The organism is Pseudorhodobacter sp. W20_MBD10_FR17 (assembly GCF_052119765.1).
GTDB lineage: Bacteria > Pseudomonadota > Alphaproteobacteria > Rhodobacterales > Rhodobacteraceae > Pseudorhodobacter.
The window spans coordinates 1-20,521 of record NZ_JBGQOQ010000002.1; the positions used below are offsets into that span (position 1 = coordinate 1).

Consider the following 20,521-nt stretch of genomic DNA (forward strand, 5'->3'; position numbering starts at 1 on the left):
CACGCAAAAGATGATCGGCAGGGATGTGCGTCTCGAGATCAAACTCGTAGAATAGTCGGGCATGAACTTCCTGCGTTCCAAGCATCGCAAACCCTCCAGATCTCCATAATCCAATAGAATCAGATGCCTGTGCTCCGATCAAGCAAAGAGTTTTTCAACAGCATCGGCCGGAATCGCCGCCCTTCAGAAAGGGCGGTTAGGGCCGTCTGCTTACAGATTTTTACGATGACTATCGTTCATGCTGCTAAAGTCCGCCTTCGCCGATTTTGGCTTCAAATTTCCCAGAGCGCCGACTTCAATCATTGACAGCTATCCCTGATAATGTTGAGAAAATTCGGACGCTAGACATCCCAATCCTTATTTGCCCCAGTAATGGGGAGATTGGTTGAAGCGCGCGATCATGGGGTGCAGGACGATGAGATCGCGCAGAAGTTCAAGATCGGTGAATACCGCGCGATGCCACAGCGCATACACCAGTGCAAATGTGAGCTTTGACCTAACCAGTGTGAGGCGGTCGATTTCATCGCTATTCAGGACTGAGCAAAATGAAATCGCACGTTCAAGAGCTTCGGTGCCCAACGGGACGTCAGCATTCACTACCGGCAGCGCTGCGGCGTCGAGGGCGACAATGTCATCAAGTCCATTTTCCAGCGTAAGGCCACGAAAACGTGCGCCGGGGCGACGCAGGCGAGTGACCATGTCTGTCAGGCGAAAGTAGTGGCACTGGCGGCGCTGAACGCGCCCAAGCTGCCCATCTGCGTGGGCTGTGAGCCATACGTTTGTTGAACGGGTGCTTACACCCAGCGTGCGGCGAATTTCGGGCATTGGGATGGTGTAGAGGTCCTTCAAAAGCTGCCTCCTTTCGGCTATAATAGGAGATCGCGGGGCAGAATTCACATCTGCCCCTTGTCATCCTGTATAGCAGAAAAACGATCGGAAAGCAAAAAGACCCACGATTCAGTTAAAATGTCAATATATAAAATATCACATGTTGGACGGGTCGTAATCCGCTGTTGGATCAGCCCTTTCAATCCACTTACGCAGCTCTTCGAATTCAGGCCCATCGTTGTAATGTCGGATCGCACCACTCTCAACATGCCCCAATATAGCGCGACGTACTGCATCAGGCGCTCCCGCTCGGCGTAGAGCGTTCTGAAAGGTGCTGCGTAAGCTATACAGGGCCTTTCTAGGGTGGTCTATCGGACTAACCATCTTGTTACGTATCAGGCGTGTGAAGTTGTGCCGAATGGGGGTCACTGGGTCAGACTGAACAGCGCCCGTCTCACCATTGACAAAAACAGCTAAACCGCCTGCTTTTACCCAAGCAGGAAAATCCGAAATACGAGGATGCAGAGGGATAACACGCCATGCTGATTTAGTCTTGCCGCCCTCAACGCGTATGCAGCGATCATCTACTTGGTCTGGGCGCAGTGCCATTACCTCGGCGGGGCGCATAGATGTGTAGGACAACACCCTAATAACCATCTGCAGAGCCTGACGGCGCTCATCACTTATACCCTGTGTCGGCTTACCCCATACGTCATCAACAGCTTCAAATATTCGCACCATTTCCTTTGGATCAAAGGGAAGCCATTTCATTTCTTCGATAGCACGTTTTTCTTTTGGTAGCTTCACCCCAGCCATTGGCGAAAGGTCCAGCAGCCCCTCATCCACGGCATATCCCAACAATCCAATGATGGGCGTAAAATCAGTACGTATCGTAGCAGGAAGACTACCTCTGAGAGTCAGTTTATCCCGATATGTGCGCAACAAGGCGGGGGTCAAGTGCTGGATCGGAAGGTCACCGACATCTGCTGTAAGGCGATTGATGGAACGCCGATACTTGTCTTCGGTCCGCTTCCGAATTTGGGCGAACCTGTAGTAGCGCTTGGCCACCTTGGTGATAGTGTCTGGGTTTCGCGCAACCCGTGCAATTTTCCGTTCCAATTTTTGCTTGGCGAAATCGAATTCGTCACGATCCTCGGGATCAGCGGGAAGCTCGACCGATGGACCGATGGACCGAAATGAGCGTTGAATATTTCAACTAGGCGATCATGAAATTTGTCATCATCCATTGCCGCCGGAATTCGTGGTAAAAACTTGATCGCTGCTTTGACACGGTCCGGCGCTGCGGCAATGGCACCGTGGTAAGCCGGTAAAGGAGGCAGCACAGCCTGCCCCTCGGCACCCTCCCCCGCACCAAAATGATCCGTCAGTGCTCGCAGCATCGGCATATCTGCTTCGACTCTACGCTCGGCCTCAAGTGCAGAGACTAAACTTGTAGCACTCTTCCATGGGCGTGCCCGCATTTCTGCAACAAGTGCAACCGACTTCTCGTCCTCATCAAAAAAAGCAGGGTCATGCAAGTCGCGCTCTGATAGCCATCTACGATAACCCAAGTCTGCTGCGCGGCCCTCAACTTCCCGTTGAGCTTCGCGCGCCCGCCGTGAAATTGCTCTATGGTCACGCCGTTCGTCGGGATTTTCAAGACGGGCAAGAAGTGCGTCATGTTCCTTGGTCAAAGCTCGGACACGATCAACAGCCGGGAGGTGATCTGGCCCTAAGGCCTCACGCCATTTCTTCTTGCCGATTACATCATGAAAATCGAGGGGAACCTTGCGCTGATAATAGTATCTGCCACGCTCGAGTAGCAGGTGCGGAATCTTTGGTTGAGTCATGCTGGGTACCGAATTTGGTCCCATACGGGTTCCTGACTAGCAGAAACCCGTATGTTTTTCAACAACATGGGACTTATGGTGGGCGATCCTGGAATCGAACCAGGCGTGAGTCGCCTCGAGGGAGTTACAGTCCCCTGCCACACCTTGCGGCCTATCGCCCACTTATCGGGGTGAATAATGCGGGGCATGGGGGGCGTCAAGCGCAAAGCGACGAATTTTTGAACCAAAAGCTGCTTTAGTCAATGAATTCGGTTTTGCCCTTGCACCCCTGCCCGTCAATGCCCATTCTTGGCGCTATTCAATCGCGTAGCGGCAGCCGCTTAGGGGCAAAAAATATGACGAACCAAAAACCCAGCTGGGTTATCGACAAAGAACGTGCCAAACGGCAGGCAGCGAATGAAACGGTTTGGCTGTTTGGTCTGCATGCCGTGCGCGACGCGTTGATGAATCCAGCTCGTGAAAAGCTGCGGCTGGTCCTGACTAAAAATGCCGCCGATAAGCTGGGCGAAGCGATTGAGGCCAGCGGGATGGAGGCCGAGATCGTCGATCCGCGCAAATTTGACGTGCCAATTGATGAAGGCTCGGTGCATCAGGGCGCGGCGCTGCAGGCAAAGCCACTGAACTGGGGCAAGCTGGATGAGGTCGCGATCTCCGGCAAGGGTGCGGCTTTGGTGGTGCTGCTTGACCGTGTGACAGACCCGCATAACGTTGGCGCGGTGCTTCGGTCGGCCGAGGTGTTTGGTGCGCGTGCGGTCATTGCGCCGCATCGCCATTCCGCGCCCGAAACCGGTGCTTTGGCCAAAACCGCCAGCGGCGCGCTGGAACGCCAGCCCTATTTGCGCGTGGGCAACCTGTCGGACGCGATGGAGGAATTGCGCGCTATGGGCTACGTCTTGATCGGCCTTGCGGGTGAGACCGAGACCGACCTATCGGATGCGCTGGTTGAGGCGGGCAGCCGTCCGGTAGCACTGGTTCTGGGGGCCGAGGGGCCGGGCCTGCGTGAAAAAACGCGTGAGACCTGCGATATACTGGCGCGTATTCCGGCGGCGGGTGGATTTGGCTCGTTGAACGTGTCGAATGCTGCGGCGATCGCTCTTTATGCGGCGGCGACACGGGGGTAATTTGACGGGGATATCACAGTTGCGAGAGCGGGGTTTCAATCGGCGCATAAGATTCCCATATCTTATGTATGGCGTCGGGATCGGAACCCCCGTTGTCCCTTTACTGTCCCTCGTTCCACACTTGCGCCCGGCCTTATAGGCACGGGCGCTTTTTTATGAATACGGAGACTTTATGACTGCCACCGACACCTCCACTGACACCGAGATACGCCAAATTCTACAAGAGACCGAGGTAATTGCGCTGGTTGGGGCCTCATCCAACCCATCACGCCCGAGCTTTGGGGTGATGAAGTTTTTGCAAGCGCGCGGAAAACGCGTGATTCCGGTGAACCCCGGGCTTGCGGGGCAAAGCCTGCTGGGCGAGACGGTTTATGCCACCCTCAAGGATATCCCGCGCGATCTGGGCGTGGATTTGGTGGATGTGTTTCGCAACTCGGACGCGGTTTTGCCGATTGTCCAGCAGGCGCTCGCCGATTTGCCGAATTTGCGGGTGATCTGGTTGCAGCTTGGGGTGGAAAGCGCCGCAGGGGCCGCGCTGGCGGAGGCGCAAGATGTAGCATGGGTACAAAATCGCTGCCCAAAGATTGAGTACGCGCGGTTGGGGCTTTAGGCCCCGCCCCCGCTACACCCTCGCGGCCTTTTCCGCGATACCCGAGGTGCCTTCGCGACGTGCCAGTTCGGCTTGCACATCATCCAGCGTGACATCACGGGCGGCGAGCATGACCAATAGGTGATAGAGCACATCTGCCGCCTCGGATGTCAGCTTGGAGCGGTCGCCTTTGACGGCCTCGATAATCGCCTCGATCGCCTCTTCGCCAAATTTCTCAGCGCATTTTTCGGGGCCTTTGGCCAGCAGTTTTGCGGTCCAGCTAGATTCAGGGTCAGCGCCTTTGCGGGCAGCGATGGTTTCAGACAGGCGGTGCAGTGCGGTCATGTCAGCCTCATCGGGATGCCGGCGGCGGCCATATGGGCCTTGGCCTGTTCAATCGTATAATCGCCAAAGTGGAAAATCGACGCGGCCAGCACAGCCGAAGCCCCGCCAAGGGTAACCCCTTCGACAAGGTGATCCAGATTGCCCACGCCGCCCGAGGCGATGACCGGCACCGACACCGCATCCGATATCGCGCGGGTCAGCGGCAGGTTAAAGCCTGCGCGCGTGCCATCACGGTCCATCGAAGTCAGCAGAATCTCACCCGCGCCTTTGGCCGCGACAGTGCGGGCAAATTCAACCGCATCAATGCCGGTGGCTTTGCGCCCGCCATGGGTAAAGATTTCCCATTTGCCCGGCGAGACGGTTTTGGCATCAATCGCCACGACAATACATTGCGAGCCGAAACGGTCGGCGGCCTCGGCCACGACATCGGGGTTGGCAACGGCGGCAGAGTTAAAGCTGACCTTATCCGCGCCGGCCAGCAAAAGGGCGCGCACATCCTCATGTGTGCGCACGCCGCCGCCCACTGTCAGCGGCATAAAGCATTGCTCGGCAGTGCGGGTGACGAGATCAAACATCGTGCCACGGTTTTCATGCGTGGCGTGGATGTCTAGGAAACACAGCTCATCCGCGCCAGCGGCGTCATAGGCGCGCGCGGCCTCTACTGGATCGCCGGCATCACGTAGGCCGACAAAATTTACACCTTTGACCACGCGGCCATCGGCGACATCTAGGCAGGGGATAATTCGGGTTTTCAGCATGGGTTTCGCCTTAAGGTCAGGTGGCGGGGGCGTTGCCCCCCTTGGCCTTGGGGCCAATTCCCCCCAGGATATTTGGGCCGAACAGAAAGAGGTTAGTGTTTTAGAGCTTTTAACGCTGTGGAAAGGTCTATTGCGCCATCATAAAGGGCGCGGCCCGAAATTGCACCTGCTATCACATTTGTATCGCGTAAAGCGGTCAGATCGGCCATGGAAGAGACGCCGCCAGATGCGATGACGGGGATGGATACCGCGCGGGCCAAGGCTTCGGTTGCTTTGATATTGGGGCCTTGCATTGCGCCGTCACGGTCGATGTCGGTGTAGATGATCGCGGCCACACCTGCATCCTCAAAGCTGCGGGCGAGGTCGGTGACCATCACATCGGTTTCATTGGCCCAGCCTTTGGTGGCGACGCGGCCATTGCGGGCATCAATGCCAACGGCAACTTTGCCGGGGAATGCGCGGGCGGCCTCACGTACCAGCGCGGGGTTTTCGACAGCCACGGTGCCGAGGATCACGCGGGCGAGGCCTTTGTCCAGCCAGCCCTCTATTGTGGCCATATCGCGGATACCGCCGCCCAACTGGCATGGTACTTTGACACGTTTTAAGATCACCTCGACCGCAGCACCATTGACCGGTTGGCCTGCGAAGGCCCCATTCAGATCGACAAGATGCACCCATTCGCAGCCGGCATCCTCAAAGGCCAGTGCTTGGGCTGCAGGGTCATCGCCGAAGACAGTGGCCGCGTCCATCTCGCCGCGCAGCAAGCGCACGCATTGCCCGTCTTTCAGGTCGATTGCGGGGTAAAGGATCATGGCGGTCTCCGAAGTTATTTGCTTGCCCTGTCTTTGGCACAGGCGCGGGGAAATGCCAATATCTGGGACGCGCCCGTTCGCCCCCACATCACATTTGATCGGGCTTGCCTTTCATTACATTGGTTTTGACGGCAGGCATGGCGCAGGCTGCGGCCCTAATATTTGCGGCACGATTGCGCAGACGTTCCATGATAAAGACGCGTATATGTCGGCATACATTAAGCGTTTCCGAATTCTGGTGGATTATTTGCGAAAAACAAACTTGAACCGCATGAAATAGGCGCAGGATTCGGGTCGCCCGTGGGGCCGGTTTGGGGATAGACAAGGCGGATCACAGTGCAGGAGCCATGCCCATGCCACAAAATCTGAAGATGAGCGGCGCGGATTGGTCGCTATTGGCGGCCCTGTCCCTTCTTTGGGGCGGGTCTTTTTTCTTTGTGCAGCTTGCGGTGGGGCATTTGCCTGCGTTTACGATTGTGTTTTTGCGGGTGTCGCTGGCGGCTTTGGCACTGGGGTTGGTGCTGATTGTGCGCGGGCTTGGTTTTCCCAAAGGCTGGCCCGTGTGGCGGGCCTTGCTGGTTATGGGCTGCTTAAACAACGCTTTGCCGTTCAGCTTTTTTGTGCTGGCACAGGGTGAGATTGGCAGCGCGCTGGCGGCGATTTTGAATGCGACAACACCGCTGTTCACCCTGCTGGTGGCGCATGTCGCCACGTCGGATGAGCGGCTGAATGGCACCAAGCTCTTGGGGTTGATCTTGGGGTTTGGCGGCGTTGTGGTCATGATGGGCGGGGCGGCGCTGCTGGGTGGCAGTGCGACTGTGCTGGCGCAAGCGGCCTGTTTGGGGGCGGCCGTGTGTTATGCTTTTGCATCCGTCTGGGGCCGTAAGTTTAAGGCAATGGGTGTGCCGCCACTGGCCACAGCTTTTGGCATGTTGGCATCCTCTAGCGTGATCATGCTGCCGATGGTTTTGGTGGTGGACCGGCCTTGGCAACTGGCCTTGCCCGGCATGGTGCCGATGGTCGCGATTTTGGGCCTCGCCTTGCTATCAACCGCGCTGGCCTATTTGCTGTATTTCCGGCTGTTGGCCAGCGCGGGGGCGGTTAACCTTGCGCTGGTCACGTTTCTCATCCCCGTTAGCGCAATTGCCTTGGCGGTGCTGGTGCTGGGCGAAAGCCTCGCGCTGCGGCACTTGGTGGGCATGGCGCTGATTGCGCTGGGGTTGGCGGTGATCGACGGGCGGTTGGCCCGAAAATTCCGACCTACTTAATTCGGGCCCGTTTAGGGTGCCCAACGCAGGAAATTACCGATCATCCGCAGCCCGTTGGCTTGGCTTTTTTCGGGGTGGAACTGCATGCCGACCATATTGTCACGCCCGATGATTGCCGTGATATCACCGGCATAATCCACATGCGCCAGCCGTTCGGCAGGATGATCCACGCGGAAATGGTAGGAGTGAACGAAATAGGCGTGATCGCCGGTTTTCAACCCATCAAGCACAGGATGCCCCACACCTTGCGGGTCAATAACCAAATCATTCCAGCCCATATGCGGCACTTTTAGTGTTGTATCGGCAGGGGTAATATGCACGACCTCGCCGCCGATCCAGTCAAAGCCTTGGGTATCGGAATATTCACGCCCCCAAGTGGCCATCATCTGCATCCCCACGCAAATGCCAAGGAACGGCACAGCGCGGCGGGTCACGCCGTCTTCAATCGCCTCAAACAGCCCGCCATAGCTGCCCAATGCGCGGCGGCAGGCCGGAAAGGCACCATCACCCGGCAAAACGATACGGTCGGCGCGGGCCACATCTTCGGGCTTTGACGATACAAGAACCTCGCCTGCCCCGACCTCTACCGCCATGCGCTGAAACGCCTTTTCGGCCGAGTGCAGGTTGCCAGAGTCGTAATCCACCAGAACTGTCAGCATTCAGAGGCTACCTTTGGTCGATGGAATAGCATCGGCGCGGCGGGGGTCGGGCTCGACCGCCTCGCGCAGGGCACGGGCCACCGCTTTGAACGCGGCCTCGGCGATGTGGTGGCTGTTAAAGCCGTGGATCATATCAACATGCAGCGTGATGCCGCCATGCGTGGCAAGCGCTTGGAAAAACTCGCGCACCAGCTCGGTATCAAATGTGCCGATTTTGGCAGTGGGGAATGGCATGTTCCACACCAGAAAGGGCCGCGCCGACAGATCAAGCGCGCAGCGGATTTGCGCGTCATCCATTGCAAGGTGAAAGTTGCCATAGCGGCGGATGCCCCGCTTATCGCCCAAAGCCTGCGCAAGGGCTTGGCCTAGCGCGATCCCGACATCCTCGACCGTGTGGTGATCATCAATGTGCAAATCGCCCGAGGCTTTGACCTCGATATCAATCAACGAGTGGCGCGCCAGCTGGTCCACCATATGGTCAAAGAAACCTACGCCGGTTTCAATCGCGGATTGGCCGGTGCCATCCAGATTGATCGCGACAAAGATTTTGGTTTCATTGGTATTGCGGGTAAGGCTGGCCTTGCGCATGGCGGGCTCCGGTTTTGTGGCTCTGCGTGGGTTATAGGCGGCACAGGACGGGTTGGAAAGGGGTTAGCCCGCTTTGCGATGCGGGCCGAACAGCGCGGCCAGCGCCAGCATGATGCCCGAGGTCACCGCGATCATCCCCGCAGCCGAAACCGCCCCCGGCAGCCCCAGCCAAACAGGCCCCTGCCCGGCCAGCAGATAGCCCAGCACCGCCGAAGCAGCGGCAATGATAAGGCTAAGCCACACCTGCACGCCCAACCGGTTGGTCAGCAGCCGCGCGGTTGCAGGTGGGCAAATCAGCATGGCGATGGTCAGGATAGAGCCAACAGCGGTAAAGGCCGCAACCGCCGCCATCGCTGTCGCCGCCACCAAGCCCAGTGAGATCAGCCCCACCGGCAGCCCCAAAACCTTTGCATGCCCCGCATCAAAGGACGCCATCACCAGCACCCGCCAAAACACCCACAGCAGCAATGACAGCACCGCCACCACCAGCGCCAACTGCGGCAGTTCGGGCGGCAATCCGGCCAGCGCCACAGGGTCCAGCACAGACGGCCAGCCTTGCGCGTCCAGCCAGATCAGGCTTTCCAAATTGCCATACAGCGCGTGTTCCACATCCAGATGCACGCCCGAGGCACCCGTCAGTTCCAACAACAAAACGCCAGCGGCAAACATAGTGGTAAAGCTCATGCCCATGGCGGCCCCCGGATCAACGCGCGCCAGTTTGGTCACCGCCTCAACCAGCACAGCCGCCAGCAGTGCAGCAGCCCCCGCACCCGCAAACATCACCCAGCCCGACACTTGGCCTGTTAGCAAAAATGCGGCAATCAAACCGGGCAAGACCGAATGCGCCATCATATCGCCCATCATCGCCTGCTTGCGCAGCAGCATAAAGTTACCGGGCAAGGCACAGGCAACCGCCGCCAACACCCCGATCAGCAAGGGCGCAAAGGACAGGATCAAGAACTCTTCGCCCATCACGCCACCCCCAACCGCAATCGGCCAATCAACCCGCGTCGTGGTGCCAAGATGGCCGACCCCACAAACCCCGCAAAGGCCAGCATCACAATCATCGGCCCCGTAGGCACCCCCGGCAAAGCCGCAGACAGCACAGCACCGCCATAGCCCGCAGCGCCACCAATCCCTGCCGCAATCACTGCCATCACGCCAACACGGTCAGTCCACATCCGCGCCGCCACCGCAGGTGTGATCAGCAAAGCCACGACCAGTATTGCCCCCACCACGCGGATGCCCAACAACACCACAGCCAGAACCAATATCATCAAGGCCGCATCCACCCACGCAGGCCGTACCCCCATGACCTGCGCATAGCCAGGATCAAACGCCACCATCACCAACAGCCGCCGCAACGCCATCAGCGCCAGCAGCACCAGCGCACCGCCGCCTGCAATCAGCAGCACATCCTCACGCAGCATCCCCGCGGTCGAGCCTAGCAAAAACCCCTCCAGCCCCGCCTGCCGCCCTGCCCCCAAGCCTTGTATATAGGTCAGCAGCACAATCCCCGCGCCGTAAAAGGTAGACAGCACAATGCCAATCGCCGCATCCTCGGGCAAACGCGTGCCGCGCACGAGGCCTTGCAACACCCAAAGCCCCAGCAGCGCCGACAGTCCAGCCCCCAGCAAAAGCCCCGGCAAAAACCGCCCCTCGCCGCCAAAGGCAACCATCACCAAAAATGCAATCCCAACCCCCGGCAATGTAGCATGCGCCATGGCGTCGGGCACAAGCGACCTGCGGCGCAAAAACAAAAACGCGCCCACAGCCCCCATCGCCATACCCAGCGCCATCGCGCCAAGCGTCACCAAGGTGGCATTATACCCAGATTGCAGCAAAAGCGCCTGTATCATCCCACTCCTTGCCCATCATCTATTCTTAAATTTCCACGCCATGGCGGTAAATGCAAAAACATCAAACGCTTGCAATAAAGGTATTTTTCAACACGACAGCATACGCAGTCATGCCGCATTATACGCTCATTCAGGCACAGCCACTATTACCGATGGGGAACGGCAACGCAAGGCAACCGATTGGGGCCTAGCCCAACTGTGCTGGTCTATGACTGGCGCAGCATGACCTAGATTGCACCCATCAAGATCACTCGGCAAGATCACTCGGCGGCTAATGCCGGTTTTTGCACCGTCAAAAGGGCCGTAATCTCGGGCCGGCAAGATCCGCAGTTGGTGCCAGCACAGGTGCGCGCGCCGATTTCGGCAAGGCTATTCGCACCGTCAGCAATCGCTCGCTGAATCGCATTAACGCCAATCGAGAAGCACGAGCACAAAATCGCGCCTTCATCGGGGGTATTCCCGGCTGGGCGCCCAGCCAATGCAGCAAGGGCCGGTTGCGACTGCCCTATAATCTGGGTGGCGTTGCGGCGCTGCAATGCGACCGGCGCAGCCCCGACAAAAAGCAACGCTGTAATCGCCCCATCCTGCGTCATTGCGATGCGAGTTTGTCCGGTTTTTGCATCAAGGTAGGAACTGACCTCGCCGCCGCGCTGCCCTGTCAGCTCTGCCAGAAAACCGGCCCAATCGTTCGGCGTTTCCATGCCAGCCAGTTCGGCCGTCCAGCCCGTGTTGCTGCGCGCAACAGCGCAATAATCTGCTGCGGGCGTGATCTGGGTTTGGCTGGCCACAAAACCATACCATGCGGCGGCAAACGGCTGCATCGCGACCATACTGCCCTTCAAGGCGGGTTGGCCTGACACGGGGTCAACCACAGCCGCGACCAAGCTGTTGGCCCCGCTGTGTGCGCTGTTTTGCCGGGTCCAATGCATAGGGGCAAATACTTGGCCCTTTTGTACACGGTCGGTTATCAATGCGCGGAAAATGCTGTGGCCTTGGGGGCTGGACACTGCCACCAGCGTGGCAGGCGCAATGCCGTGGATTCGGGCATCCTCGGGGTGAATTTCGACAAAAGGCTCGGCCAGATGCGCGCCCAAACGTGGGGATTTTCCCGTGCGGGTCATGGTGTGCCATTGGTCACGCACGCGGCCCGTATTGAGACGCAGACCCTGCGTTATTTCAGGCGCGGCAATGGGCAACATCCGCGCACGACCGTCAGGGTGGTAAAACCGGCCTTTGGCAAAGAAGCGCCCGCCAGTAGGACCTAGCTTCGACACGGGCCATTGCACGGGGGCCAAGTCGTCATAGGCAGCCGCATTTATATCGGCAAGGCCGGTCAGATCGAGGTCACGCGCAAAGGTGATCGCGGTTTCACTCAAGCCCGCATATTCGCGGAAAATCTGATCTGGACCAGTATAGTCAAAGGCATCGGCCCACCCCATGCGTGCCGCCACTTGGGCCAGAATTTGCCAATCAGGGCGCGCGGCGCCGGGCGCGGGCAAGAACGGCCGCTGGCGCGAAATCATCCGTTCCGAGTTGGTGACTGTGCCCGATTTTTCACCCCATCCGGTGGCAGGCAGCAACACATCGGCCAAATCACCTGTATCTGTGCGCGCCATGATATCGGACACCACGGTAAACGGCACCGCCGCAATCGCCGCCGCCACACGGTTGGCATCCGGCAGGCTAACGGCCGGATTGGTCGACATGATCCACAGCGCCTTGATCTGGCCGCTGGCGCAGGCGTCAAACAGATCAACCGCTTTCAGGCCCGGTTTTGTACAGATCGTAGGGCTGTTCCAGAAATTTTGCACAGCCTCACGGTGGGCGGCATTCTCAATATCCAAATGGTTGGCCAGCATATTCGCAAGCCCGCCCACCTCACGCCCGCCCATCGCGTTGGGTTGGCCGGTGACTGAGAAAGGCCCCATTCCCGCCTGCCCGATGCGACCGGTGGCAAGGTGGCAGTTGATAATCGCGTTGACCTTATCGGTGCCGCAGGCCGACTGATTGACCCCTTGCGAGTAAACCGTGACCACCTTTTGCGTGCCTGCCCAAAGCTGGTAAAACGCAGCAAGCTCGGCATCGCTAAGGCCGGTCGTTTTGGGGTTACTGGCGCGGGCAGCGGTTAGGGCCGCGCCAAACCCGTTCACATGCTCTGCGACATAGGCACCGTCGACAGCCCCCGTATCGGCAAGGTGGCACAACAGCCCGTTGAACAAGGCGATGTCCCCATCCGGCGCCACGGATAAATGCAGATCGGCCAGCCCGCTGGTGGCGGTTTTGCGCGGGTCGATATTGACCACGCGCATGTTTGGCCGTGCCGATTTCGCGGCAACAATGCGCTGGAACAGCACAGGATGACACCACGCAAGGTTGGACCCCACAAGCACGACCAAATCGGCCTGTTCCAAATCCTCATAGGTACCCGGAACGGTATCTGTACCAAAGGCGCGTTTATGACCCGCCACGCTGGACGCCATACAAAGCCTAGAATTCGTGTCAATATTGGCCGAACCCATGTAGCCTTTCATCAGCTTGTTGGCGACATAGTAATCCTCGGTCAACAATTGCCCCGAGACATAAAACGCCACGCTATCGGGGCCATGATCGCGGATGGCGGCCGCAAAACGGCTTGCCACCAGATCAAGCGCCGTATCCCATTCGGCCACCTGCCCGTTGATCTGAGGGGTCAAAAGCCGCCCCTCAAGATCAATGGTTTCGCCCAAGGCCGACCCTTTGGAACACAACCGCCCGAAATTGGCGGGGTGATCGGGGTCGCCTTTTATCGTACCATCCGCAGCGGCAAGAACACCGCAACCGACACCGCAATAGGGGCAAGTGGTCTTTATCGTCATGCTGCCGCCCGCGCCCGCAAGGTTGTGGCGTCCAACAAAATCCGTCCGCCCTCGACCCGCGTTGGAAAGGTTGCAACCGAGCCTGTATCTAGGCCTTGCACCATGCCCGTTTCCAAACTGATGACCCAGTTGTGCAGCGGGCACGTCACCGAATTGCCATGCACGATGCCCTCGGACAGCGGGCCCTTTTTATGCGGGCAGGTGTCGTCAATCGCGAACACCTCATCCGTGGCGGTGCGAAACACGGCCACACAGCCCAGCGGGGTTTTCACCACACGCGCCCCGCGCAGGGCGATGTCATCAAGGGCGGCGATATCGATCCAGTCACTCATTCTGCGGCCTCCAAAGTCAGGTCTGCCAAGGGTTGATAACTTTCTGCCTTTTTGGCGATGTGATCGGCCCACGGGTCTTTGCGATAGATGGATTGCGACAGCTCAAACCGGTCGACCAATGCGGCGCGGGTTTCAAGGTTGCTGACCTGTTCGGTGATCCAGTCAAGGCCGACCTTGGCCATCCACTTATAAATCCGGTCCAGATATTTGGCATTTTCGCGGTAAAGCTGCGTCACAGCTTTGATCGCGGCAATCGCCTCTTCCTCGGTCGAAACTTGAATCATCAACTCGGTTTCGCGCACATCCATGCCCGCCGCCCCGCCGATGCTGATCTGATAGCCACTGTCGACGCAGACGATGCCGATATCTTTGCACGTCGCCTCGGCACAGTTGCGCGGGCAGCCCGACACCCCCAGTTTCAGCTTATGAGGCGTCCACGACCCCCAAAGCGTTTTTTCCAGCTTGATACCAAGGCCGGTGCTGTCTTGGGTGCCAAAGCGGCAATGATCGGTGCCAACGCAGGTTTTCACCGTGCGCAAGCCTTTGGAATAAGCGTGGCCCGACACCATGCCAGCCGCGTTCAGATCGGCCCAGATTGCGGGCAAATCCTCACCCTTTACGCCCAGCAAATCGATACGTTGGCCGCCTGTTACCTTAACCGTCGGCACCATGTATTTGTCGGCAGCATCGGCAATCGCACGCAATTCATTGGGGGTCGTAATCCCGCCCCACATGCGCGGCACCACGCTGAACGTGCCGTCTTTTTGAATGTTGGCGTGCTTGCGCTCGTTGATAAACCGGCTTTGCGGGTCATCAGCGTATTCCAACGGCCAATCGGCCAGCAGGTAAAAGTTCAGCGCGGGGCGGCAGCTGGGGCAGCCATCTGGCGTGTTCCAGTTACACGCCTGCCAAACGGCGGGCATGGATTTCAGCTCTTGGCTTTTGATCATGCGGCGCACGTCTTCATGCGTCATGTCGGTACATTTGCACATCGGCTGACTGGTGGGCAGCACGAACGCATCGCCCAATGTCACGGCCAAGACCTGCTCGACCAAACCTGTGCAGGTCCCGCACGAGCCTGAGGCCTTGGTCACCGCCCGCACAGCGCCCAAATCGGTCGCACCGGCGTTGATCGCATCGACAATAGTCCCTTTGCAAATGCCGTTGCAGCCACAGATTTCCGCATCACGCGGTAAGGCTGCAACGGCCGCTAACGGGTCCAGGGGGGTCCCTCCCTGATAGGCGGGGCCAAAGATCAGGGTATCGCGCATATCCGAAATATCGGTTTTGTCGCGGATCAGGCCAAAGAACCAATTGCTATCGGCCGTATCACCATACATCACCGCGCCGATGACGCGGTCGGCCTGAATAACCAGCCGACGGTACACACCACGGCCAGGATCGCGGAACACGATATCCTCACGCCCTTCACCATCGGCAAAATCACCGGCACTGAACAAATCACACCCTGTCACTTTCAGCTTGGTCGAAATCTCTTTGGAGACAAAGGTCGCAGGCTGACCCAACAAGGTAAGTGCTGCCACCTTGGCCTGATCATAGAGCGGCGCAACAAGGCCGAAAATCGCGCCATTATGTTCGACGCATTCGCCAATCGCCAAGATATCGGCATTTGAGGTGACCATTTGGTCATCAACATGGATGCCTTTGCCAACCGCAAGCCCGGTTTCCTTGGCCAAAGCCACGTTCGGGCGAATGCCCACGGCCATCACCAGCAAATCACACGGCAGCTCGGTGCCATCGGCGAGCAAAAGCGCGCGGACCTTGCCGTTTTCGCCCAAAATCTCTTTGGAATTGGCTTGGCAGCGCACGGTAATGCCTTTTTCCACCAATGCCTTGCGTAGCAGATAGCCCGCTGCCTCATCCAGCTGACGCTCCATCAAATGGCCCATGATATGCACCACGGTCACATCAACGCCACGCGCCGCCATGCCTGCCGCCGCCTCTAGGCCCAAAAGCCCGCCGCCGATGACAACAACCTTGTTGTCAGGCCCCATCGACATCATCAGCTCGGTGTCTTCCAAATCGCGGTAGGCGATCACGCCGTCCAGATCATGGCCGGACATAGGGATGATAAACGGGTTCGAGCCTGTGCCGAACAACAGCTTGTCATAGGGCAGAACATCGCCGTTTTCAGCCGTGACCGTTTTGGCCTCGGCATCAATGCTGGCAATGCGCTCGCCAAAACGGCAGGTCACGCCGTTGTCAGCATACCAAGCGTCATCATGGGTGACGATTTCGGCGTAAGTTTTGTCACCGGCCAAAACCGGCGACAGCATGATGCGGTTATAGTTGCCGCGGGGCTCTGCGTTAAACAGGGTCACGTCATAGGCCGCAGCATCCTGCTCGAGCAGCAGTTCAAGCGCGCGGCCCGTGGCCATACCTGCGCCAATGATAATGAGTTTTTGTGTCATATCCATTACTCCGCTGCGATTGCTTTGGGTTTCGGTTTGGCGCCATGCTCATATTCCTCTAGGAAATCGAGCACTTCTTGGCGGTACGTATAGTAGTCGGGGTGAGCGAGCAGTGCCTTGCGGGTGCGCGGGCGCGGCAGGTTTACATCGGTAATTTTACCGATGGTTGCCTGCGGGCCGTTGGTCATCATCACCACGCGGTCGGCCAGCAAAATCGCCTCATCCACGTCATGCGTCACGCAAATCGCGGTGACTTTGGTGCGCGACCACACCTCCATCAGCACCTCTTGCAGCTCCCACCGGGTCAAGCTGTCGAGCATACCAAAGGGTTCATCCAGCAGCAGCAATTTGGGGGAAAGCGCAAAGGCGCGGGCGATGCCCACCCTTTGTTTCATGCCGTTTGACATGCTGGCGGCACCGCGATCCATCGCATCGGCAAGGCCCACGCGCTCTAGATAATATTCAACCACATCCTGACGCTCGGCTTGGGACGCGCGGGGATAAACCTTATCCACCCCGATCGCCACGTTTTCCTTGGCGGTCAACCACGGGAACAGGTTGGGCGATTGGAACACCACCGCGCGCTCGGGGTCGGCCCCTTCGACGTTCCAACCATCAAGGCGGATCGCGCCTTTGGAAATAGAGTTTAGCCCCGCCGCCATGGTCAAAACCGTGGATTTGCCACAGCCGGAATGGCCGATCAGGCTGATAAACTCACCCTTATTGATTTTCAGGTCAAAGTTTTCGACCACCGTCAGCGGCCCTTTGGGGGTGGGATAGATTTTATGCAGCTGCGAGAAATTCAGATAGCGTTCCTCAATCCCGCCCGCTTGGGCCTCGGCCACGACTTTAGGTACCGAATGGATTGGCGTGACCTTTGGCAGGCTGCGCGTCTCGGTGGTTTTTGCGGCGATGCCGACATCCATCAAATGCTGTGTAACCTTGCCGCGCAGGGCCTTGAACTGCGCGTCATGGTTCATGGTGCTGCGGTCACGCGGGCGACCGATGCCAACCGTAATCGGGTCGGCCAGCGTGCCATCCGGGTTCAGCAAGATGATGCGGTCGGCCAGCAAGATCGCCTCATCCACGTCATTGGTGATCAGGATGCAGGTCTTTTTGTCCTGCTCCCAAATATCCAAAATCTCATCCGCCAAATTGGCACGGGTCAGCGCGTCCAGCGCCGAAAGGGGTTCATCCAACAACAGCATTTCGGGGTCCATCGCCAAAGCGCGGGCCACAGATACCCGTTGGCGCATCCCACCCGACAGCTCGGCAGGGCGGCGGTGCGTGGCGTGACCAAGGCCAACCATCTGGATGTAATGGTCAATCTTGGCGTTACGTTCCGCCTTGGACAGTTTCGGAAACACCGCATCCACGGCCAGCCCGATATTACCTGCAACCGTCAGCCACGGCATCAAGGAATAGCTTTGAAACACCAAACCCCGATCTGGCCCCGGCCCTGTGATCGGCTTGCCTTTGAACGTCAAGCTACCGCTATCGGGCATTTCCAAACCCGCAATCAGGTTCATCAAGGTGGATTTACCGGTGCCGGAAAACCCAAGGATCGCTACAAATTCGCCCTCGGCCACCTCAAGCGAGATGTTTTTTAGAACCTCGGCGCGGTTGCCCGATTGGCCGTAACCTTTGGACATGTTTTGGATGCTTAGAATGCTCATACCGATCACCGATTTGCTGTGAAGGTAAAGGCGGATTGCAGGGCATACATCACACGGTCCAGCAAGAAGCCGATGATCCCGATGGTCAGCACCGCCACCATAATTTTGGCAAGCGACTGGCTGGAACCGTTCTGGAACTCATCCCAGACGAATTTGCCAAGACCGGGGTTCTGCGCCAGCATTTCAGCAGCGATCAGCACCATCCAGCCCACACCAAGGCTGAGCCGCAAGCCGGTAAAAATAAGTGGTAAGGCCGAGGGCAAAACCAATTTGGTGATCTTGGTATAGGTGTTCATTTTCAACACCTTGGACACGCTGACAAGGTCTTTGTCGATGCTTGCCACACCCAGCGCGGTGTTGATCAACGTGGGCCACAGCGAACACAAGGTCACAGTGATGGCCGACACCAAAAACGATTTGGCAAAGAACCCGTCACTGGCATAGGTGGCCGAAACGATCATCGTTACAATCGGCAACCACGCCAGCGGCGACACCGGTTTAAAGATCTGGATCAACGGGTTAATCGCGGCATTGGCAGTAGGCGACAGGCCCGCCGCAATCCCCAAAGGAATGGCAATGGCCGAGGCGATCAGAAAGCCGAAAAACACGGTTTTGATTGAGGTCCAGATTTGCGCGTAATAGGTGGCGCGGCCCGTGTAAGGCCGGATTTTCACATCATCGGCGCGGCCAGCAGCCACCAATTCGGCGTTGCGCGCATCTTGGCGCTCATTAAAGGCGTCTTCCTTGGCATATTCGCGCAAGGCCTCATCATGCAAGTTCAGCGCTTGTTCCCACACCTGCCCCGGGCCTGGAATCGCGCCCAGCGAGGTTTGAACCTTGGGCGCAAGTGCTGCCCATGCCATCATAAACACCAAAATCGCCAGCAACGGCACGCAGAGCAAACGCCACACCTCACCCATTTGCGCCTTGGGGTTGTCACCTGCGGCGGCCTTTAGAATTGGGGTCAGCCATGCAAAGCCAAGCGCGCTTAGCCAAACATCGGCTTTGTTGATACGGGCAAAAAGGCGGGCGCGGCGGGCCTCTTTGGTCATAGTATTACCAAGGGTATCAGGGTCAATTGCGGTCATGTTTTGGTCCTGCATGTCAGATGGGCGTCTGGGGACCTGCCCCACCACAGATGGGCGGGGCAGATATCGGCTTAGCCTTGGATTTTATTGCCAACGACGGTTTGGTTGCCCTTCAGGCCAATCGGCAAGCTGTCGATATAGGCGTTGGGGGTGTGGCCATTGTAGGGAATGGCGTCGATGATATCGGCCGCAGGGGTTGGCGCTTTGAAGCCGTCACTATCCCAAGGAAAGTCAGCCTCGGACGCCAAGCCTTCATCAACCAACATCCGGGCCGCTTGCAGGTAGATGTCTGGGCGGTAAACAGATTTTGCCTGCTCGATGAACCATTCGTCGGTTTGCGGCTCGGCAATCTGGCCCCAACGGCGCATCTGGCTCAGGTACCAAATCGCATCGGAATAAAAGGGATAGGTCGCAAAGTGGCGGAAGAAGACGTTAAAGTCGGGCACGTCGCGCTTGTCACCCTTTTCATACTCAAAGGTGCCGGTCATCGAGTTTGCGATAACCTCACGGTCGGCGCCCACATATTCGGGGCGTGCCAAAATATCGACAGCCTCGGCGCGGTTGGCGTTGTCGTTTTCATCCAGCCAGATCGCGGCGCGGATCAGGGCTTTGGTGATGGCAATTGTCGTGTTCGGGTTTGCCTCGGCAAACTCGGCGCTGATACCAAAGACCTTTTCAGGGTTGTTTTTCCACAGCTCATAATCGGTGATAACCGGAACGCCGATACCTTTGAACACAGCCTGCTGGTTCCATGGCTCACCCACCGAGTAGCCAAAAATCGTGCCCGCTTCCATCGTTGCAGGCATTTGTGGGGGCGGCGTTACCGACAGCAACACATCCGCGCCGATTTTGCCCGAAACATCCTCGGGCGAGTAATAACCGGGCTGCAAACCACCTGCGGCCAACCAATAGCGCAGCTCGTAGTTATGGGTGGAAACTGGGAAAACCATGCCCATGTTGAACGGCTTGCCTTGGCCTTTGTAAGATTTCACCACCGGTGCAAGGGCGCTGGCGCTGATCGGGTGCTGTGGCTTGCCATCGGCACCCATCGGCACGTTTGGCTTCATCTGCTCCCAAATATCGTTGGAAACGGTAATCGCGTTGCCGTTCAGATCCATCGAAAACGGCGTGATGATATGCGCTTTGGTACCGTAACCAATGGTTGCGGCCAGCGGCTGGCCTGCCAACATATGCGCGCCGTCAAGCTGCCCGTCGATCACACCGTCCAGCAAAACCTTCCAGTTTGCTTGGGCTTCCAGCGTGACATAAAGGCCTTCATCTTCAAAATAATGCTGCTCATAGGCCACGGCGAGCGGGGCCATATCTGTCAGTTTAATAAAACCGAATTTCAGTTCGTCTTTTTCCAGCTTCAGCATTTCGGCCATCGCCGGCGTGGTCGCCAAGGCAGACAGCAGCGCAATATGGGCAAGTTTATACTTCATGGATATGTCCCTTCGGTTC

19 protein-coding genes and 1 tRNA gene are annotated in these 20,521 nt (G+C 57.9%); 3 read left to right on the top strand and 17 right to left on the bottom strand.

Annotated elements, in window-relative coordinates; all coding sequences use genetic code 11:
• Nucleotides 1-357: 357 nt before the first annotated feature.
• The 4 genes from ACEN2J_RS01495 to ACEN2J_RS01510 form a co-directional block, all read right to left on the bottom strand.
• On the bottom strand, nucleotides 358-849 hold the full coding sequence (locus tag ACEN2J_RS01495; protein ID WP_442102694.1) for a hypothetical protein: 492 nt from the start codon (nucleotides 847-849) through the stop codon (nucleotides 358-360).
• Between the two features lie 135 nt (nucleotides 850-984).
• Nucleotides 985-1,674, bottom strand: coding sequence for a tyrosine-type recombinase/integrase (locus ACEN2J_RS01500; protein ID WP_442102696.1), 690 nt, complete (start codon nucleotides 1,672-1,674; stop codon nucleotides 985-987).
• 107 nt (nucleotides 1,675-1,781) lie between these two features.
• Complete coding sequence (locus ACEN2J_RS01505; RefSeq protein WP_442102697.1) at nucleotides 1,782-2,678, bottom strand: DUF6538 domain-containing protein; 897 nt, start codon at nucleotides 2,676-2,678, stop codon at nucleotides 1,782-1,784.
• A gap of 76 nt (nucleotides 2,679-2,754) precedes the next feature.
• Nucleotides 2,755-2,838: transfer RNA gene (locus tag ACEN2J_RS01510), tRNA-Tyr, on the bottom strand.
• A gap of 175 nt (nucleotides 2,839-3,013) precedes the next feature.
• Between ACEN2J_RS01510 and rlmB the strand changes: the two genes are divergently transcribed.
• The gene (gene rlmB / locus ACEN2J_RS01515; RefSeq protein ID WP_442102699.1) at nucleotides 3,014-3,799 is read left to right on the top strand and encodes a 23S rRNA (guanosine(2251)-2'-O)-methyltransferase RlmB; all 786 of its coding nucleotides are present in this window, start codon (nucleotides 3,014-3,016) and stop codon (nucleotides 3,797-3,799) included.
• A gap of 172 nt (nucleotides 3,800-3,971) precedes the next feature.
• A complete protein-coding gene (locus ACEN2J_RS01520; RefSeq protein WP_442102701.1) occupies nucleotides 3,972-4,409 on the top strand; it encodes a CoA-binding protein in 438 nt (145 codons plus the stop codon).
• 12 nt (nucleotides 4,410-4,421) lie between these two features.
• On the opposite strand, the gene ACEN2J_RS01525 is transcribed toward ACEN2J_RS01520, so the two are convergent.
• From ACEN2J_RS01525 to hisA, 3 genes are all read right to left on the bottom strand, one after another.
• Entirely contained in the window at nucleotides 4,422-4,733 is a 312-nt protein-coding gene (locus tag ACEN2J_RS01525; RefSeq protein ID WP_442102702.1) for a phosphoribosyl-ATP diphosphatase, read from the bottom strand.
• Nucleotides 4,730-5,491: an imidazole glycerol phosphate synthase subunit HisF gene (hisF, locus tag ACEN2J_RS01530; RefSeq protein ID WP_442102704.1), complete on the bottom strand. Its 762-nt coding sequence runs from the start codon at nucleotides 5,489-5,491 to the stop codon at nucleotides 4,730-4,732. Before hisF ends, ACEN2J_RS01525 begins: the two co-directional genes overlap by 4 nt.
• Nucleotides 5,492-5,583: 92 nt before the next feature.
• Entirely contained in the window at nucleotides 5,584-6,303 is a 720-nt protein-coding gene (hisA, locus tag ACEN2J_RS01535; protein WP_442102706.1) for a 1-(5-phosphoribosyl)-5-[(5-phosphoribosylamino)methylideneamino]imidazole-4-carboxamide isomerase, read from the bottom strand.
• Between the two features lie 353 nt (nucleotides 6,304-6,656).
• On the opposite strand from hisA, the gene ACEN2J_RS01540 reads away from it, so the two are divergent.
• Nucleotides 6,657-7,571 carry a DMT family transporter gene (locus ACEN2J_RS01540; RefSeq protein ID WP_442102708.1) on the top strand — a complete coding sequence of 305 codons (915 nt, stop codon included), beginning with the start codon at nucleotides 6,657-6,659 and terminating at the stop codon, nucleotides 7,569-7,571.
• A gap of 11 nt (nucleotides 7,572-7,582) precedes the next feature.
• Here ACEN2J_RS01540 and hisH read toward each other — a convergent pair whose 3' ends face one another.
• The 10 genes from hisH to ACEN2J_RS01590 all read right to left on the bottom strand — a co-directional run bounded on the left by hisH (nucleotide 7,583) and on the right by ACEN2J_RS01590 (nucleotide 20,502).
• Complete coding sequence (hisH, locus tag ACEN2J_RS01545; RefSeq protein ID WP_442102710.1) at nucleotides 7,583-8,230, bottom strand: imidazole glycerol phosphate synthase subunit HisH; 648 nt, start codon at nucleotides 8,228-8,230, stop codon at nucleotides 7,583-7,585.
• Complete coding sequence (gene hisB / locus ACEN2J_RS01550; protein ID WP_442102712.1) at nucleotides 8,231-8,818, bottom strand: imidazoleglycerol-phosphate dehydratase HisB; 588 nt, start codon at nucleotides 8,816-8,818, stop codon at nucleotides 8,231-8,233.
• Nucleotides 8,819-8,881: 63 nt separating this feature from the next.
• Entirely contained in the window at nucleotides 8,882-9,790 is a 909-nt protein-coding gene (locus ACEN2J_RS01555; RefSeq protein ID WP_442102713.1) for a metal ABC transporter permease, read from the bottom strand.
• Nucleotides 9,790-10,677 carry a metal ABC transporter permease gene (locus ACEN2J_RS01560; RefSeq protein WP_442102715.1) on the bottom strand — a complete coding sequence of 296 codons (888 nt, stop codon included), beginning with the start codon at nucleotides 10,675-10,677 and terminating at the stop codon, nucleotides 9,790-9,792. The genes ACEN2J_RS01555 and ACEN2J_RS01560 overlap by 1 nt, the downstream gene beginning before the upstream one ends.
• Nucleotides 10,678-10,937: 260 nt before the next feature.
• Nucleotides 10,938-13,532, bottom strand: a complete 2,595-nt coding sequence (locus ACEN2J_RS01565; protein WP_442102717.1) for a nitrate reductase — start codon at nucleotides 13,530-13,532, stop codon at nucleotides 10,938-10,940.
• The gene (gene nirD / locus ACEN2J_RS01570) at nucleotides 13,529-13,864 is read right to left on the bottom strand and encodes a nitrite reductase small subunit NirD (RefSeq protein ID WP_442102719.1); all 336 of its coding nucleotides are present in this window, start codon (nucleotides 13,862-13,864) and stop codon (nucleotides 13,529-13,531) included. The genes ACEN2J_RS01565 and nirD overlap by 4 nt, the downstream gene beginning before the upstream one ends.
• Nucleotides 13,861-16,296 carry a nitrite reductase large subunit NirB gene (nirB, locus tag ACEN2J_RS01575; RefSeq protein ID WP_442102721.1) on the bottom strand — a complete coding sequence of 812 codons (2,436 nt, stop codon included), beginning with the start codon at nucleotides 16,294-16,296 and terminating at the stop codon, nucleotides 13,861-13,863. The genes nirD and nirB overlap by 4 nt, the downstream gene beginning before the upstream one ends.
• A 5-nt stretch (nucleotides 16,297-16,301) precedes the next feature.
• Nucleotides 16,302-17,972 (bottom strand): ABC transporter ATP-binding protein, encoded by a 1,671-nt coding sequence (locus tag ACEN2J_RS01580; RefSeq protein WP_442102723.1) that lies wholly within the window; start codon nucleotides 17,970-17,972, stop codon nucleotides 16,302-16,304.
• Between the two features lie 5 nt (nucleotides 17,973-17,977).
• The gene (locus ACEN2J_RS01585) at nucleotides 17,978-19,060 is read right to left on the bottom strand and encodes an ABC transporter permease (RefSeq protein ID WP_442102725.1); all 1,083 of its coding nucleotides are present in this window, start codon (nucleotides 19,058-19,060) and stop codon (nucleotides 17,978-17,980) included.
• Nucleotides 19,061-19,131: 71 nt separating this feature from the next.
• Entirely contained in the window at nucleotides 19,132-20,502 is a 1,371-nt protein-coding gene (locus ACEN2J_RS01590) for a CmpA/NrtA family ABC transporter substrate-binding protein (protein WP_442102726.1), read from the bottom strand.
• Nucleotides 20,503-20,521: the final 19 nt, after the last annotated feature.

Bases quoted from the DNA above. Each gene is read 5' to 3' on its own strand.
- ACEN2J_RS01505 (WP_442102697.1), bottom strand. From the start codon at position 2,678: ATGACTCAACCAAAGATTCCGCACCTGCTACTCGAGCGTGGCAGATAC.
- rlmB (WP_442102699.1), top strand. From the start codon at position 3,014: ATGACGAACCAAAAACCCAGCTGGGTTATCGACAAAGAACGTGCCAAA.
- ACEN2J_RS01520 (WP_442102701.1), top strand. From the start codon at position 3,972: ATGACTGCCACCGACACCTCCACTGACACCGAGATACGCCAAATTCTA.
- ACEN2J_RS01525 (WP_442102702.1), bottom strand. From the start codon at position 4,733: ATGACCGCACTGCACCGCCTGTCTGAAACCATCGCTGCCCGCAAAGGC.
- hisF (WP_442102704.1), bottom strand. From the start codon at position 5,491: ATGCTGAAAACCCGAATTATCCCCTGCCTAGATGTCGCCGATGGCCGC.
- hisA (WP_442102706.1), bottom strand. From the start codon at position 6,303: ATGATCCTTTACCCCGCAATCGACCTGAAAGACGGGCAATGCGTGCGC.
- ACEN2J_RS01540 (WP_442102708.1), top strand. From the start codon at position 6,657: ATGCCACAAAATCTGAAGATGAGCGGCGCGGATTGGTCGCTATTGGCG.
- hisH (WP_442102710.1), bottom strand. From the start codon at position 8,230: ATGCTGACAGTTCTGGTGGATTACGACTCTGGCAACCTGCACTCGGCC.
- hisB (WP_442102712.1), bottom strand. From the start codon at position 8,818: ATGCGCAAGGCCAGCCTTACCCGCAATACCAATGAAACCAAAATCTTT.
- ACEN2J_RS01555 (WP_442102713.1), bottom strand. From the start codon at position 9,790: ATGGGCGAAGAGTTCTTGATCCTGTCCTTTGCGCCCTTGCTGATCGGG.
- ACEN2J_RS01560 (WP_442102715.1), bottom strand. From the start codon at position 10,677: ATGATACAGGCGCTTTTGCTGCAATCTGGGTATAATGCCACCTTGGTG.
- ACEN2J_RS01565 (WP_442102717.1), bottom strand. From the start codon at position 13,532: ATGACGATAAAGACCACTTGCCCCTATTGCGGTGTCGGTTGCGGTGTT.
- nirD (WP_442102719.1), bottom strand. From the start codon at position 13,864: ATGAGTGACTGGATCGATATCGCCGCCCTTGATGACATCGCCCTGCGC.
- nirB (WP_442102721.1), bottom strand. From the start codon at position 16,296: ATGACACAAAAACTCATTATCATTGGCGCAGGTATGGCCACGGGCCGC.
- ACEN2J_RS01580 (WP_442102723.1), bottom strand. From the start codon at position 17,972: ATGAGCATTCTAAGCATCCAAAACATGTCCAAAGGTTACGGCCAATCG.
- ACEN2J_RS01585 (WP_442102725.1), bottom strand. From the start codon at position 19,060: ATGACCGCAATTGACCCTGATACCCTTGGTAATACTATGACCAAAGAG.
- ACEN2J_RS01590 (WP_442102726.1), bottom strand. From the start codon at position 20,502: ATGAAGTATAAACTTGCCCATATTGCGCTGCTGTCTGCCTTGGCGACC.